13 protein-coding genes are annotated in these 16329 nt (G+C 60.8%); all 13 read left to right on the plus strand.

Translation table 11 applies throughout. The annotated features are described in order from the left end of the window. Positions 1–8: 8 nt before the first annotated feature. On the plus strand, positions 9–254 hold the full coding sequence (locus tag WH299_RS15830) for a DUF2789 domain-containing protein (protein ID WP_122730205.1): 246 nt from the start codon (positions 9–11) through the stop codon (positions 252–254). A 101-nt stretch (positions 255–355) separates the two neighbouring features. Further along, positions 356–1828, plus strand: a complete 1473-nt coding sequence (locus WH299_RS15835) for a Fic family protein (protein WP_339550750.1) — start codon at positions 356–358, stop codon at positions 1826–1828. A 337-nt stretch (positions 1829–2165) separates the two neighbouring features. Continuing rightward, a complete protein-coding gene (locus tag WH299_RS15840) occupies positions 2166–2576 on the plus strand; it encodes a MarR family winged helix-turn-helix transcriptional regulator (RefSeq protein WP_028615224.1) in 411 nt (136 codons plus the stop codon). Then, on the plus strand, positions 2573–4651 hold the full coding sequence (locus tag WH299_RS15845) for an FUSC family protein (protein WP_339550751.1): 2079 nt from the start codon (positions 2573–2575) through the stop codon (positions 4649–4651). Before WH299_RS15840 ends, WH299_RS15845 begins: the two co-directional genes overlap by 4 nt. Then, a complete protein-coding gene (locus WH299_RS15850; RefSeq protein ID WP_010214247.1) occupies positions 4648–4857 on the plus strand; it encodes a DUF1656 domain-containing protein in 210 nt (69 codons plus the stop codon). The genes WH299_RS15845 and WH299_RS15850 overlap by 4 nt, the downstream gene beginning before the upstream one ends. Next, a complete protein-coding gene (locus tag WH299_RS15855; protein WP_122730210.1) occupies positions 4854–5744 on the plus strand; it encodes an efflux RND transporter periplasmic adaptor subunit in 891 nt (296 codons plus the stop codon). Before WH299_RS15850 ends, WH299_RS15855 begins: the two co-directional genes overlap by 4 nt. Beyond that, a complete protein-coding gene (locus tag WH299_RS15860) occupies positions 5741–7183 on the plus strand; it encodes an efflux transporter outer membrane subunit (RefSeq protein ID WP_339550753.1) in 1443 nt (480 codons plus the stop codon). The genes WH299_RS15855 and WH299_RS15860 overlap by 4 nt, the downstream gene beginning before the upstream one ends. 81 nt (positions 7184–7264) lie before the next feature. Next, positions 7265–7897 carry a hypothetical protein gene (locus tag WH299_RS15865; protein WP_028615228.1) on the plus strand — a complete coding sequence of 211 codons (633 nt, stop codon included), beginning with the start codon at positions 7265–7267 and terminating at the stop codon, positions 7895–7897. A 146-nt stretch (positions 7898–8043) separates the two neighbouring features. Continuing rightward, positions 8044–9540 (plus strand): YdgA family protein, encoded by a 1497-nt coding sequence (locus WH299_RS15870; protein ID WP_123475427.1) that lies wholly within the window; start codon positions 8044–8046, stop codon positions 9538–9540. A 300-nt stretch (positions 9541–9840) separates the two neighbouring features. After that, entirely contained in the window at positions 9841–12321 is a 2481-nt protein-coding gene (gene pgaA / locus WH299_RS15875; protein WP_123475425.1) for a poly-beta-1,6 N-acetyl-D-glucosamine export porin PgaA, read from the plus strand. 12 nt (positions 12322–12333) lie between these two features. Next, positions 12334–14331 (plus strand): poly-beta-1,6-N-acetyl-D-glucosamine N-deacetylase PgaB, encoded by a 1998-nt coding sequence (gene pgaB / locus WH299_RS15880; RefSeq protein WP_126569809.1) that lies wholly within the window; start codon positions 12334–12336, stop codon positions 14329–14331. A gap of 2 nt (positions 14332–14333) precedes the next feature. Continuing rightward, positions 14334–15674, plus strand: a complete 1341-nt coding sequence (gene pgaC, locus WH299_RS15885) for a poly-beta-1,6-N-acetyl-D-glucosamine synthase (RefSeq protein ID WP_028615232.1) — start codon at positions 14334–14336, stop codon at positions 15672–15674. Positions 15675–15676: 2 nt separating this feature from the next. After that, positions 15677–16159: a poly-beta-1,6-N-acetyl-D-glucosamine biosynthesis protein PgaD gene (pgaD, locus tag WH299_RS15890; protein ID WP_068937701.1), complete on the plus strand. Its 483-nt coding sequence runs from the start codon at positions 15677–15679 to the stop codon at positions 16157–16159. Positions 16160–16329 lie beyond the last annotated feature (170 nt).

A 16329-nucleotide genomic window follows, 5' to 3' on the forward strand; every position in this document is an offset into this window, starting at 1 on the left:
AGCCCGCCATGGAATCGCCTGTGCATAGCTTGCCGTCACTGTTCAAACAGCTGGGTTTGCCGGATGACCCGGTGAGTATCGAGAAATTTGTGGCGGTGCATTCGCCGCTCAAGCCGGAGTTGAAACTGGCGGATGCGTTTTTCTGGACGGACAGCCAGAAGGCGTTTTTGCGCGAGGAGAATCTGGAGGATGCGGATTGGGCTGAGGTGGTGGATGAGCTGAATTTGATGTTGCGGGGTGGGCGAGGGGTGTAAAAAAAACTTTGCTGAAACACGATAATGTAAAAAAAAATGGTGAGAGGTAAAAAAAACTGGGCTTTAATCGCTCAAGTGAATTTTTTCTGGGGAAGCTCACCTTGGCGACAGTCGGATATGCCCATCTCTGCGAATCGCTGGATTTAAAGGTCATCCCGCCTCACCGCGTCGCGATGATTAAACCCGTGACCAGAATCACCTTGATCGGCAACTGCCTGGCGGTTCCGCATGCCGTCGCACCTGCGCAACATGCCCTGTTTGAGCACGTGCTGTTCGCACTCAAGCATGAGGGTGTGAATCTCGCCATACTTGCCCAGGTTTTTGAACGTCTTGGTCCGGAGCCATTTTTGGCGGGTTTGGCGGAGTCTCCCCATGGCGCCTTTATCCGTAAAGCCTGTTATTTGTGGGAAGGATTTACCGGGCGCGCGCTTGATTACGCACTACCTGTTCGGGGGCGTGTTGTTGCCTTGTTTGATCCCGAGCGCTATGTGACTGGCCCAAACATCCGCAACAGTCGTTGGCGAATTGATTTTAATGGCCTGGGCTCTCTGCATTACTGCGCGACTGTGGAGAGAACGCCTGAGTTAGAGACGTTGTTGGCGCTTGATGTGTTGGGTCGCGCCAGATCTTTCATGGCAACCCTGCCTCCAGAAATGATGGACCGCGCGATCCAGGGGGCCTATCTCCACGAAACCCGCGATTCATTTGCTATCGAAAAAGAACAGCCCAGTGAAGAAAAATCCCGACGCTTTGTCCAGCTTTTACGCCAGGCTCACGAAGGGCGGCTGCTGACAGAGGACTACTTGGTCGAGCTGCAAAACAGCACCGTCTCCAACCCGTTCGACAAAGCCGTCGCATTCCGTCATGAACAAAACCACCTGCACAACGGCCTGCGTGGTGCAGCGGGTGTCAGCTATGTACCACCTGCTGCGGCGCTCTGTCAGGACCTGATGGAAGAATTGATGGCGTTCGCCAACCAGCCTGTGAGAGAGGTTGATCCATTGGTGGCGGCTGCCGTCACTGCTTTCGGCTTTGTGTTCCTGCATCCATTCATGGACGGTAATGGGCGCCTGTCTCGCTTCCTGATCCACCAAACACTCTGCCACTACGGCGCGCTGGAGAACGGACTGCTGCTGCCTGTTTCCGTTGCGATGAAGCACGAAGAGGCGGCTTATCTGGAGGCGCTCAAGGCGTTCTCCCAACCCACGCGGGAATTCTGGAGCGTGACTTGGCTGGATGGCGATGAAATGGCCTTCGAGTTCATCGGCCACCCGTCGATTTACCGCTACTGGGACGCCACCCGCTGTGTCGAATTCACCCTGCAAATGGCTCGACGCGCATTGGAAGTGGAACTGCGTGAAGAAACCGAATTTCTCGACCGCTACGACCGCGTGATCAAGGCCGTGAACCAGCGTTATGACGTGCGCGGCAGTGATCTGTCGAAGCTGGTGATGATGTGCCTGGATAACGAGGGCAAGGTTTCGAAGCATCGGCGCAAGCAGTTTCAGTACAGCGTGGCGGAGGAGGTGTTTGAGTTTATCGAGGAGGAGACCCAGAGGTTAATCGGGGAGTAATAGGGCGCTTGGAAATGTTGGGCGAAATCCAACACCGCCTGGACGCCCAGGCGAACAGCAGTCCTGAAACCTAAATTGATCGAACTGTGGGAGCTGGCTGCTTGCGATTGCGAAGTGCCAGTCGGCCTCTATCTCGACTGGACGACAACCTCGCAGGCATTTTGCAGCGCCAGAAAATGCTGCATTCGCCCCCAAACCCGCTTTACTTACCCCTACCACCACCCATCCGCTAAATTGTTTCAAAACTTGACGCATTTGGATCCATCCACCATATTGATAGTTAGCAAACTAACTGTATGCGAACTATCCAGTGCCTCAATCCCTCGAACAACTCCAGATGAACCTCAGCAGCAGCATGGTGGTGGGCGCCCGTAACTGGCGCAAAATCTGCCAGACCACGCTGGTGAGCTATGGCATTTCCGAAGCCTGCGCCGTGCCGCTGTTGATGATCGGCCGCTTGGGCGATGGTGTGCATCAGGTCAAAGTCGCCCAGGCGTCGGGGATGGAAAGCCCGTCGCTGGTGCGCTTGCTCGATCGCCTGTGCACCGACGGTTATGTGTGCCGCACCGAAGACGTGCATGACCGTCGCGCCAAGGCCTTGAGTCTGACCGAGCGCGGCCGCGAGCTGGTGCAAGCGGTTGAAGTGCAGTTGGTGCGCCTGCGCAAGGAAGTGCTGGCAGACATGACCCCAGGTGATATGGAAGCCGCGCTGCGTGTACTGCGCGCCTTCGAGGCGGCGTCGCTTTGAACGGATTTTTTACCGGTTTCCCGCCTGCCCGTGATTGGTTCTACGGGGTGCGTACCTTTGCGGCCTCGATGATTGCTTTATATATCGCCATGCTCATGCAAATGCCGCGTCCGTACTGGGCGATGGCCACGGTGTACATCGTTTCCAGCCCGTTTGTCGGCCCTACCAGTTCCAAAGCGCTGTACCGCGCGATCGGCACTTTCATGGGCGCGGCGGCGGCGGTGATTTTTGTGCCGATGTTCGTGCAGTCGCCCTACATGCTGGTGGTGGTGATTGCCTTGTGGACGGGCACGTTGTTGTTTCTGTCCATGCACCTGCGCACTGCCAACAATTACGCGTTGATGCTGGCCGGCTATACCTTACCGTTGATCGCCTTGCCCGTTGTCGATAACCCGCTGGCGGTGTGGGATGTGGCCGAAGCGCGCACCGAAGAAATCTTCCTCGGCATCGCCGTCGCAGCGGTGGTGGGCGCGATGTTCTGGCCGCGCCGCCTGATGCCGGTGTTCGATGGCTCGGTGGCCAAGTGGTTTGCCGATGCCCAGGTCTACAGCCAACGCTTTCTGACGCGCCAGGTTGAGCCTGAAGAAATCAGCACCTTGCGCGGCGGCATGGTCGCCACCTTCAACACCCTGGAATTGATGATTGGCCAGTTGCCTCACGAAGGCGCGCGGCCGCAGACGGTGCGCAATACCAAGGAACTGCGCGGGCGCATGATTCACCTGTTGCCGGTCGTCGATGCACTGGATGATGCCGTGTACGCCATCGAGCATCGCGCACCGGAGTTTCTTGATCAGCTCAAGCCTTTGTTGGACGAAGCCAACGCCTGGCTGGAAGGCACCACCGAGCAAGCGCCCCTGGAACGCTGGCGCGTGCTGCGCGACAAAGTCGACGCCGCTCAACCCCAAGGCGAAGCGCTGGACGACCGGCACACGCTGCTGTTCTCCAACGCGCTCTACCGCCTCGCAGAGTGGATCGACCTGTGGCAAGACTGCCGCAGCCTGCAAGCCGCCATCCAGTGCGAAAGCCAGGACACCTGGCGTGCCGTCTATCGTCACTGGCGCCTGGGCCGCCTCACGCCGTTCCTCGACCGTGGCCTGATGTTCTACTCGGCGTTCTCCACCGTCACCGCAATCATCGTTGCCTCGGTGCTGTGGATCCTGCTCGGTTGGACCGACGGCGGCAGCGCGGTGATCCTGGCCGCCGTCGCCTGCAGCTTCTTTGCCTCGATGGACGACCCGGCGCCGCAGATCTACCGGTTCTTTTTCTGGACCGCCATGTCGGTGCTGTTCGCCAGTCTTTACCTGTTTTTGGTGCTGCCCAACCTGCACGACTTCCCGATGCTGGTGCTGGCGTTTGCCGTGCCGTTTATCTGCATCGGTACCCTCACCGTGCAGCCGCGTTTTTACCTGGGCATGCTGCTGACGTTGGTGAACACCTCGTCGTTCATCAGCATCCAGGGCGCCTATGACGCCGACTTCCTCAACTTCGCCAACGTCAACCTGGCGGGGCCGGTGGGGTTGCTGTTCGCCTTTGTGTGGACGCTGATCGCGCGGCCCTTCGGCGCCGAACTGGCGGCCAAGCGCCTGACCCGTTTCAGCTGGCGCGACATCGTCAGCCTCACCGAGCCCGCGACCCTGGCCGAACACCGGCACATGGCCGCGCAAATGCTCGACCGCCTGATGCAGCACCTGCCGCGCCTGGCCCTGATCAACCAGGACACCGGCACCGCCCTGCGCGATTTGCGCGTGGCGCTGAGCCTGCTCGATTTGCTGGCCTACTCGCCGCGCATCCTCGGTGTGCCACGGGTGCTGCTCAACCAAGTCGTCGAGGGCGTGGGCGGTTACTTCAAGGCGTGCCTCAAGGCCGGTGAACGCTTGCCTGCGCCGAGCGGTCTGCTGATGACCCTGGACCGCACGCGCCGCGCCCTCAACGGCCAAGGCCTGCAAGACGAAGACGACACCCGCCTGCATCTTTTGCATGCGCTGGCGGGCTTGCGCCTGTCACTGCTGCCGGGCGTGGAATTTATTGGCGGCACCGAGATGGAAGCGCCGCTGCCTGATGGAGCGCCTTTATGATCGGTGATCTGGATATCAGCGGGGTGTTCCTGCCCACGCTGCTGGTGCTGATGGGCATTACGTACGTGTTGTTCCTGGTGGTGCACGGGTTGTTGACCCGGCTCCACTTCTATCGCCTGGTCTGGCACCGGGCATTGTTCAATGTGGGGCTCTACGCGCTGTTGCTGGGCGCGGTGGACTCACTCAGTCGATACCTGATGACATGAAAAAACCTTTTTTGACCATCGGCCGTGTAGTCCTCACGTTGTTGATCGTGACGTTTGCGGTCGTCGTGGTGTGGCGCATGGTCATGTACTACATGTTTGCCCCCTGGACCCGTGACGGCCACATCCGTGCCGACATCGTGCAGATTGCTCCGGACGTGTCCGGTTTGATCCAGCGTGTGGACGTGCACGACAACCAACTGGTGACCAAGGGCCAAGTGCTCTTCGCCGTCGACCAGGACCGCTTCAAGCTGGCCCTGCGCCAAGCCCAGGCCGCCGTGGCCGACCGCCAGGAAACCCTCGCCCAGGCTCAGCGCGAGTACAAGCGTAACCGTGGTCTCGGCAACCTGGTGCCCAGCGAGCAGCTGGAAGAAAGCCAGTCCCGCGTCGCCCGTGCCCAGTCGGCCCTGGCCGAAGCCCAGGTAGCGGTGGATTCCGCCCAGCTCAACCTCGACCGCTCGGTGATCCGCAGCCCCGTGGACGGTTACGTCAACGACCGTGCGCCGCGCACCCAGGAATTCGTCACCGCCGGGCGTCCGGTGTTGTCGGTGGTGGACAGCAATTCTTTCCATATCGATGGTTATTTCGAAGAGACCAAGCTCGATGGCATCCACGTCGGCATGGCGGTGGACATCCGTGTGATCGGTGACAACGCCCGCCTGCGCGGCCATGTGCAAAGCATCGTTGCCGGTATCGAAGACCGCGACCGCAGCAGTGGCTCCAACCTGTTGCCCAACGTCAACCCGGCGTTCAGCTGGGTGCGCCTGGCCCAGCGGATTCCGGTGCGCATCGCCTTTGATGATGTGCCGGCGGACTTCCGCATGATCGCCGGGCGTACGGCCACCGTCTCGATCATCGGCGATAAGGTTAAAGACGGAGGCCAGCCATGAAGCAGCTGTTGGCCACCGCCGCGCTGGGTGTGTTGCTGTCGGCCTGCCAGGCGGTGGGCCCGGATTACTCGCTGCCGGATAAAGCCGCGGTCAATCGTGGCGACCTGCAAGGGCAAATCGCCGGTGAGGGCAACAACGTGGTGTCGACGCCGGTACCGGCCGACTGGTGGAAGTTGTACAAAGACCCCCGCCTGGATGAGCTGGTGCGCCAGGCCATGGCGTCGAACACTGACTTGCGCGTGGCGGCTGCGAACTTGCAGCGTGCGCGCTATCAGACCCAACAAGCTGAATCCGCAGGCGGCTGGAGCCTCGGCGCCAAGGCGGAGGCCCAGCGCCTGCAAGAGTCCGGCGAAGCGTTTTTGCTGGCCGACAAAGTCCCGGTGGGTAACATCGGCAGCGTGGGTATTACCACCTCGTATCAGTTCGATCTGTTCGGCACTTTGCAACGTGGCATCGAAAGCGCCCAGGCCAGTGCCGACGCAGCCCAGGCCGCTGCCGATATCGCGCGCATCACCCTGGTCGCCGATGTCGTGCGCTCCTACACCCAAGTGTGTGCAGCGAACGAAGAATTGGCGATTGCCAACGAGTCCCTAGACCTGCAAGCCCAAAGCACCCAGTTGACCCAGCGCTTGCGTGACGCCGGGCGCGGTGATGAAACCCAGGTGACGCGCTCGCAAACCCAATACAAATCCTTGCGCGCCGACATGCCGCGCTACGAAGCGGCGCGCCAGGCCGGTTTGTTCCGCCTGTCGATGTTGCTGGCCAAGCCAGTGGACCAACTGCCCGGGGGCACCGGTACCTGCGCCGAATTGCCCCATATCACCCAGCTGTTGCCGGTAGGCGACGGCGCCACGCTGCTCAAGCGCCGTCCCGATGTGCGCCAGGCCGAACGTCAACTGGCCGCTGCCACCGCGCGTATCGGCGTGGCCACTGGCGCGCTTTACCCGGATATCAGCATCGGCGCCACGGTGGGCACCGTTGGCCTGCTCGAAAACCTTGGTCAGCCTGCGACCAACCGTTGGGGCTTTGGCCCGATGATCAGTTGGACTGTCCCGACCAACGGCGCCCGCGCGCGCGTCCACGAGGCCGAGGCCGCCACCCAGGGCGCCCTGGCGCACTTTGACGGGGTGGTGCTCAACGCCATCCGTGAAACCCAGACCGGTCTTGCGCAGTACACCGCGCAACTGCAACGCCGCGACGCGTTGGCCGAAGCCGGCGAGTCGGCCAAGGAAGCGGCAGGGCAGACCCATCGCTTCTTCCAGGCCGGCCGCGCATCGTTCCTTGCCGACCTGCAAGCCACCCGCACCTATACCGATGTGCGAGCGCAACTGGCAGCGGCCAACACCCAAGTTGCCATGAGCCAGATCGATCTGTTCCTGGCCTTGGGCGGCGGCTGGGAAAGCGGACGAACGCAACCCGCGCCGGCCAGCAAACCCTGAGCAAATAGCTATGCTTTGACTGGCGGGCTCCCGTGATGGCCCGCCGGTCAACGTTCGCGTTTGCTCATGGGGATTCCAATAATGAAAAACCCTTATGCTCCCGCTTTCTGGTGCGTGTGTTTTGCACTGGTGTTGTTGTCGGCTACCTATTTCTACGGCGTCATGCTGGCTCACCAACTCGACAAGGCGATGGTGTTTCTCGACAGCGCCTGCCTGGTGATCGGCACCCTGTCCATCGGCGTCGTGGCGTGGGCCTCCTACCAGAATCAACGGGTGAAGAAAAAACTCCTCGAACAAGGCAAGACCCGCGTGGCGATCTGGGACACCAAGGTCGCGTTGCGCCGGGTCGAGACCGTGTTCGACCGCTACTTCTGGGGCAGCTACTGGCAACCGGGGCGCACCTTCCAGGAAGTCATGGGCGACCTGACTGGCACGCCCCTGGAAAAAAGCCTCGAAGTCCTGAAGAAACAGTGCGTGGCCCTCGATCAACAGGTCGCGGACGGTAGGCACTGGCTGAATAACGCGCGGGAATTGTCCGACGTGGCCACGCAAATGGCGCGTGAGCGCTACCAACTGGACTTCTGCGACCCCAAGGCCGACACGCCCGGCAATGCCGTGATACACCGTGAGTTTGAGGTGCTGGTGTACACCTGGACGGCGCGCTTGAAGAGTTTCGACCACCAGTTGGATGAAATTGAACTGGAGTATTCGTGAACTAGTACCGAACTGATCCCTCTGAAAAGCTGGGCCGTTCGCGGCCGCCAGTGCTAATCTTCCCCCGTTTTCGGCGGGCTTGAGCCAATCCCCTCGGGGTTCAAGGAAGACAGCCCACTTCTCACAGGATTTGATCAGGTCACTTCATGAATAAGCCAGCCGTTGTTCTTTTGGGTTTCGTTGTCGCCGTCGGCGTCGTCAGTGCAGGCGGTGCCTGGTACACCGGTAAGCAACTGGAGCCCGTGCTGCAAACGGCGGTGCAGGACGCCAACAAGGAACTGCAACGTTCCATGGCCGGTGTCGACGGTACCGTTAACCTGGAGCTGGTGTCCCTGGACCGTGGCCTGTTCAGCAGCACCGCGCACTACCGCCTCAAGGGGCAAGGCTCGTTCTTCGGCGAGCAGAACCCGAACCCTGAGCTGCTGTTTGTCGATCATATCGAACACGGTCCGCTGCCCTTCTCGCGTCTGGTGTCGCTGAAGTGGCTGCCGGTCATGGCCACCAGTCATTTCGAACTGGAAAAGAACGCCACCACCGAAAAATGGTTCGCCGCTGCCAAAGACGTGTCGCCGCTCAAAGGCGTGGCCAATATCGGCTACAGCCGTTCGGTCACCGGCAACCTCGAATTGCTGCCGTTGGAGTTCAAGGACGAGACCTCCTCGGTGAACTTCTCGGGCCTGAACCTGGACTTTGACAGCACCGCCGAGGGCAAGAAGGTCAAGGTGGATGGCTACATGAACAGCCTCAAGCTGGACGTAGTCGATGCCAATGGCGCGCCGTTCAACGCCGAGTTCGCTGGCCTGACCGTGGCCAGCAACCTGGAAAAATCCACCTTCGGCTTCTACACCGGGCAGAACACCGTTGAGCTGACCGATACCAAGCTCACGTTCGGCCCGCAGAAAGCGGTGATGACCCTCAAGGGCTTTGAGCAGAAAGACACCAGCGAAGTCAAAGACAACAACATGTCCGGCCGCGTCGACTACAAGATCGACGAGATCGGCTATCAGGGCAAACCGGTCGGCTCTGCCGCCATGGCCGTGAGCTTGAAAAACATCGACGTGCCGTCGGGCCTGGTGCTGACCAAGCTGTATCAGGACAAGATGCAGCCGGTGCAAGCCGCTGCCGCCGCCGGTCAACCGGTGCCTGAGCTGCAACTGACCGAAGCCGAGCAAGCCCTGGCCGAAGCCAATGTCAACCAGTTGCTCGCCGCCAAGCCGCATCTGGCATTGGAAAACCTGTCCCTGAAAACCACCCACGGTGAAAGCAAGTTCAACCTGGTGGTAGACCTGGCCAAGCCTACGTCCATGGAACTGCCGCCGGTTGAACTGGGCAAGCAGATGGTTGCGCTGCTGGACGCCAACCTGACCCTGTCCAAGCCGATGATCGCCGACGTTGCCGCTCTGCAAGCGCAGGTCGGTGGCGTGACCGACCCTAAAGCCATCGAGCAGCAATCCCAGATGGCCAGCGAAATGGTCAGCGGTATGGCGGTAGGCACACAGCTGGCAACCCTGGTCGGCAGCGACGTGGTGTCCAAGCTGCATTACGCCAACAATGAAGTGACCTTCAACGGCCAGAAAATGACCGTCGAGCAATTCATCGGTTTCGTGATGTCCAAAGTCGGTGCGGTTGGCGGCGCGCAGTAAAGATTTCGCCATCGCCCAGAAATAATTAATGGGGGAGCGGGGTTGTCCGTGATAAGGGTCAAAAGGTCGGCGTTCATGTCGATTAGCCACCCTTCATTGCAGGCAACTCCGCTCCCCCATTGGTTTTTCAGATTCGTAGGGCAATTCTGAACAATTGTTATGAATTGTCCTTTTTCATACAGGTGTCGGGGATAGTTCATACAGGAAAGCTAGGTCGGGTCACGAGACGCCGACACCCTGATGCAAACCGCTCAGGACCACCTATCGTTACAGCTTTCCGTGTGTAAGGAAGCTCACGATATGCTGCGAACACTCCCACTCAGTGCCTCAGGCCGGTTACGGCTGCTCATCGGGGTAACCTTGTGCAGCCAGTTGCTGATGCCCACCTTCGCCATGGCCGACCCGGCCTATGACGCCCTGATCATCCAGGCGCGCAATGGCAACTTCACACCCGCCCTGACTCAGTTGCGCCAATTGCCTGCCGAGCGCCAGACGCCAGGCCAGATCAGCGATCACCTGGTGATCGCCGGTTGGGCCGGCCAGGACGCCGAAGTGCTCAAGGTGTACGAGGCACAGGGACAGAATCGCAACTTGACCGCCCAGGCGCTGGCTACAGTCGCGCGGACTTATCGCAATCAGAAGCAGTGGGCACAGGCCGAGGCGGTTTACCGCAAGGCGCTGCTGCGTGAGCCGAACAATGTCGACCTGCAACTGGGCCTGGCCCTTACCCAGGCTGACGGCGGCAAAGCCAGCGAAGCGGTGCAACGCGCTCGCGCGCTGGTGGCCGCCAAACCGGATGATCCGAATCGTCGTATGGCACTGGGTTATGCGCTGACCCGCGCGGGCTTGCAGTACGACGCGCTGTTTGAATTCGACCAGGCGTTTACCCGCGCCGGTGACAAGCCGGAAGTGGCTCGCGAATACGTTGTTGCCTTGCAAAAAGCACGTCTGCCCGAGCCTGCGTTGCGCCTGTCGGCTCAGCGCCCTGGTCTTGTCGATCCGGTGACCCAGCGTCGCCTCGAAGGTGACCTGGCCGCTGAGCGCGTGCGCATGGCCGAGTTCGCCACGCGTACCGAGAAAGAGCGTTATGTCATCGCTGATCGCGCCTTGCAGGGGTACGACCAGCTCCTTGCCCGTTGGACCCCGGACCCCACGGCCAAAGACGACGTGGTGCGTTGGCGCATCGACCGCCTGGGTGCGCTCAAGGCACGGGCGCGCACTGCCGACGTGATCCGCGAGTACCAAACCCTCCAGGCCGAAGGTGTGCAGTTGCCCACCTATGCGGTGCGTTGGGTAGCCGCGTCCTACCTCGACCAGCGCCTGCCGGAAAAGGCTGCGCCGTTGTATCGCCAAGCGCTGAGCGCTCCCGATGCGGACGCGGGCGACCGCGTTGAAGACAGCACCGCCTTGTTCTACGCCTTGCTCGAAAACGACCAGGTGGATGAAGCGCGGGCGGTCGCCAAGAACTTGGCCGACAGCCAGAAACCGCGGGTTGAACTCAAGGGATTGCCCATCGGCAACCCCAACGACGAGTGGATGGACGCCCAGCAATTGGCCGCTCAGGCCGGCACCTATGGTTCCGACCTGCCGTCCAGCGAAAAGGCCCTGGAAGAACTGGTCGGCAAGGCGCCTGGCAGCATCGGCCTGCGCCTGGCGCAAGCCGAGATGTACCGCGCCCGCGACTGGCCACGGCGCGCCGAGCAATCGCTCAAGGAAACCGAAGCGCAAAGCCCGCGTGACATCGGCCTGGAGATGTCCCAAGGCTTCACGGCCCTGGACCTGCAGGAGTGGCGTCAACTCGACATCCTCACCGACGACGTGGTCGCCCGTAACCCCGACAACCGGCAGGTGCAGCGCCTCAAACGCCTGCGCGATGTACATGATATGGCCGAGCTGCGAGTCGAGGCCTACACCGGCAAAAGCTTCGGCGGCGGCAACAACGGCGACGCCGGTGCCGTCTCGGGTAGCCGTGACTGGGGCATTGAAAGCCGTATCTACACGCCGCCTATCGACGAAGACTGGCGCCTGTTCGCCGGTGCCGGTTATGCCACCGCCGACTTTGAGGAAGGTACCGGCCATCACCGTTGGCAAGTGGTCGGCGTAGAGCGTCGGACCCGCGACATGACTATTGAAGCCGAGGTTTCCAACCACTCCTACGGCGATGGCTCCAAACAAGGCGCTGCTGTGTCGATTGCCCGCGACATCAACGACAACTGGCAATACGGCGGTAGCCTCGGCTACCTCCTGTCCACCACGCCATTGCGGGCATTGAATGACGGAATTACGGCCAACGGTGGCAGCGGTTTCATCCGCTGGCGCGCCAATGAAAGCCGCGAGTGGAAGCTGACCCTCAGCCCCTCCCATTTCAGTGACGGCAACGATCGTTTCGAGGCCTTGCTCAGCGGCCGCGAAGGCCTTTACAGCTCGCCGAAAGTGCAAGTGGACCTGGGCCTGGAAGTCGGCGCCAGCCGCAACAGCAAGGAAGACACGGTCTACTTCAACCCGAAGTCAGACTTCACCGTGTTGCCTGTCCTCAACATCAACCATGTGCTCTATCACCGCTACGAGACCCAGTGGAGTCAGCAGTTCCAGGTCGGTGCGGGTACGTATAGCCAGCAGGATTATTCCACGGGTGGCATCGGGCTGGTGGGCTACGGCCAACGCTATCGCTGGAACGATGTCCTGGAAGCCGGCGCCAACCTGAGCCTGATCAGCCGACCTTACGACGGCGATCGCGAACGCGATCTGCGTCTGCTCGTCGACCTCACTTACCGTTTCTAGAAGAGCCTGACCATGACCGTCCTCAGCCGTTGCTTGTTGATTCTGGGCGTAATGCTGGCCAGTGCCTGTGCCCAGCAACCCGCGCCTTTCACTCCACCCGCCGAGCGGCCGACACCGGCCAACGAAGCGCCGTGGCCGAAAAACCATTTCCTGGGCATTGCCTACCACGACGTCGAGGATCGCGACCCCGATCAGGCGGTGGTGGCGGTGCGCACCGAGCGTTTGATCGAACAGTTGGCCTGGCTGCGCGAGAACGGCTACAAGGCGGTCAGCGTCGATCAGATCCTGGCGGCTCGCAACGGTGGGCCTGAGTTGCCGCCCAAAGCGATCATGCTCAGTTTCGACGATGGCTATTCCAGCTTCTATACCCGCGTAATGCCGATCCTGCGTGCCTACCGTTGGCCAGCATTGCTGGCGCCGGTGGGCTATTGGATCGACACGCCGATGAACCAGCCAGTGGACTTCGCAGGCCAGCCACGGCCGCGTGGCGAGTTCCTCACCTGGCAGCAGATCCGCGAAGTGTCTCAATCGGGCCTGGTGGAAATCGCTGCGCACACCGACAACAACCACAAAGGCATCCTGGCCAACCCCCAGGGCAACCTGGAGCCGGCGGCGACCTCGCTGCGTTTTGATCCGGCCACTGGGCGTTATGAAAGCCAGGCGCAGTTCGATGCGCGGATGCGTGCTGACGTTGCCGCGATCTCCAACAAGATCCAAAAGGTCACCGGCAAGAAACCGCGGGTGTGGGTATGGCCTTACGGTGCCGCCAAAGGCACCTCGCTGGCGATCATTGGCGAGCAGGGCTACCAGATGGCCCTGACCCTGGAAGATGGCCTCGACAGCTCCAGTGACCTGATGAACAGCCCACGCTTCCTGGTGGCCTCCGACCCGGACGGCGAGCATTTCGCCAACAGCATGGTCGCGGTACAAACCAAGGCGCCGATGCGCGTGTTACATGTGGACCTGGATAACGTCTACGACCCGGACCCGGCTCAACAGGCACGCAACCTCGACCAGTTGGTACAGCGCGTGGTGGACATGGGCGCCGGCACCGTGTTCCTGCAGGCCTTCGCCGATCCCAAGGGTGATGGCCTGGTGCATTCGGTGTACTTCCCCAACCGCCACTTGCCGGTACGCGCCGACCTGTTCAACCGCGTCTCCTGGCAGTTGCACACCCGTGCCCATGCTGCGGTGTACGCCTGGATGCCGGTGCTCAGTTTTGCCCTCGACCCCAAGCTGCCACGCGTAACGCGCTGGGACCCGGAAACTGGCAAGGTCGGCCTCGATCCAGACCAGTACAAACGCCTGTCGCCGTTTGACCCGCAGGTGCGCAAGATCATCGGGGAGATCTACGAGGACCTGGCGCGCAACAACGCGATCGACGGTGTGCTGTACCACGACGATGCGGTGTTCAACGATTTCGAAGATGCCAGCCCCGCCGCGCTCAAGGCCTACGCCGCTGCTGGCCTGCCGAACACCATTGAGGCGCTGCGTGCCGATCCGGCCGTGATGCAACGCTGGACCCGTTTCAAGAGCCGCTACCTGATCGACTTCACCAAGGAGCTGACCGCCAAGGTCCGCGCCATCGGTGGGCCGCAGATACAGACCGCGCGCAATATCTTCGCCGAGCCGATGCTCAACCCCGGCAGCGAAGCCTGGTTTGCGCAGAACCTGGATGATTTCCTGCAGACCTACGACTGGACCGCGCCCATGGCCATGCCGCTGATGGAAGGCCAGGAGTACAGCAACTCCAACGCCTGGCTGGAGAAGCTGGTCGCCACGATCAAGGCGCGCCCCGGCGCCATGGAACGCACGGTGTTCGAACTGCAAGCCAAAGACTGGCGCACCAAGGCCGCCCCGGACATCGACGCCAAACAGATGGCTGAATGGATGGGTGTACTCAAGCGCCAGGGTGTCACGAGTTTTGGCTACTACCCGGACAACTTCCTGGAAAACTCCCCGGACCTGAAGACGGTGCGTCCGGCCATTTCCAACCAATGGAACCCTTGACCATGTTCGACAGACTCTTGGCTTTATTCGTGCTGGCATTGGTATTGGGTGTGCCCCTGGGCCTGATCTTCCTGGTCACCGGGCAGTTCCTGATGGACTTCGTGTTTTTCTACCCGCTGTTCATGTCGGCGTTGTGGATCGCAGGCGGCCTGTATTTCTGGCTGCACTGGGAGCGCCATTGGCCGTGGGAAGAGGACACACCGGCACCTACCTTGGCCGGTAACCCGCTGATCTCGATCATCATCCCTTGCTACAACGAAGGGGATAACGCCGCCGATACCATCCATGCGGCACTGGGTCAGTTGTACCCGAACATCGAAGTGATCGCGGTGAATGACGGCTCCAAGGACAACACCGCCGCGGTACTCGACGCCCTGGCGCTGGAGAACCCGCGCCTGCGTGTGTTGCACTTGGCGCAGAACCAGGGCAAGGCAGTGGCCTTGCGCATGGGCGCCGTGGCGGCGCGTAGCGAGTACCTGGTGTGCATCGACGGCGACGCGTTGCTGGATAAAAACGCGGCAGCCTATATGGTAGCGCCGATGCTGGATAACCCGCGCCTTGGCGCAGTGACCGGCAACCCGCGCATCCGTACGCGCTCGACCTTGATCGGCCGCGTGCAAGTCGGCGAATTCTCTTCGATCATCGGTTTGATCAAGCGCACGCAACGGGTGTTCGGGCGGATCTTCACGGTATCGGGTGTGGTGGTCGCGTTCCGTAAAAAGGCGCTGGACCGCATCGACTACTGGAGCACCGACATGATCACCGAGGACATCGATGTCAGTTGGAAGCTGCAGCTCGATCACTGGAGCATCTTCTACGAGCCCCGCGCCCTGTGCTGGATCCTGATGCCCGAAACCGTCGGCGGCCTGTGGAAACAACGCCTGCGCTGGGCCCAGGGTGGTGCTGAGGTGCTGTTCAAGAATATCCGTGGCATCTGGCAATGGCGTCATCGCTACCTGTGGCCGCTGTTGTTCGAATACTGCCTGTCCACCGGTTGGGCGTTCACCTTTCTGTTGTCGGTGATCTTCTGGGGCGTGGGTAAATTCATCCCGCTGCCGCAAGCGATCGCGGTCGACTCCCTGATGCCGCCGGCGTTTACCGGCTTGGTATTGGCCATGGTGTGCCTGTTGCAGTTCGCCGTGAGCATCATCATCGACCGCCGCTACGAGAAGGACCTGTGGAAAACCCTGTTCTGGACCGTGTGGTACCCGATGGTGTTCTGGCTGGTCAGTTTGTTCACCACCCTGGTCAGTTTTCCCAAGGTGCTGTTCAACCAGCATCAGAAGCGTGCGCGCTGGGTCAGTCCCGATCGCGGCATCAAACCTACTGAAGAGGAGGCGTGATCATGAAATTGGTCAGAACTCGCCAACGTACGGTGATGTGGATCATCGACGTGTTGTTGACCCTGATGGCCTGGGCCGGCCTGATTTGGTTGCTGGCACGTGGGATCAGTTCGATGCTGGAGACCCATGATGGTCCGCGTATCGATGCGCCGATTTTTGCCGCGCTCAACACCCTGCAGATCTACCTGTGGATTGCGCTGTTCAACGCTGTGATCCTGATCAGCTGGGCGCGCTACCAGCAACGCCGGGGCCGCAAGTTCGCCCAGCGTCGCGCCGAGGCCAAGGCGTTGACCGACCAGAACCTGAGCGAGAGTTTCAGCCTGGCTGAAGGGGATCTGGAGCAGTTGCGTAAGCCTGGGGTGCTGGTGATCCATAACGACGAGGAGGGTGGTGTGGCGGAAGTGAAGTCCCATGTCTCCCGCGATGTCGAGAAGCCGGGGCTGACCCTGGTGCCGGCCAAGGATCAGAGCAAAGACGCCAGTTAAGGCGAACGCTGGAGGATCGTTCCCATGCAAGGTGGGAACGATTTGGTTTAATCCCGACAAATGGGATCCAATTCACAAAAATGCCGCGAACTTTTCTGCTTTTTCCGATACTAACCTAACTCGGCAAGAAGTTGATGGCTAAGTAATGGCAATCTTCAAGTTCTCCGATG

Origin of the sequence: Pseudomonas sp. MYb541 (genome assembly GCF_037479595.1) — a bacterium.
Classification (GTDB): domain Bacteria; phylum Pseudomonadota; class Gammaproteobacteria; order Pseudomonadales; family Pseudomonadaceae; genus Aquipseudomonas; species Aquipseudomonas canadensis.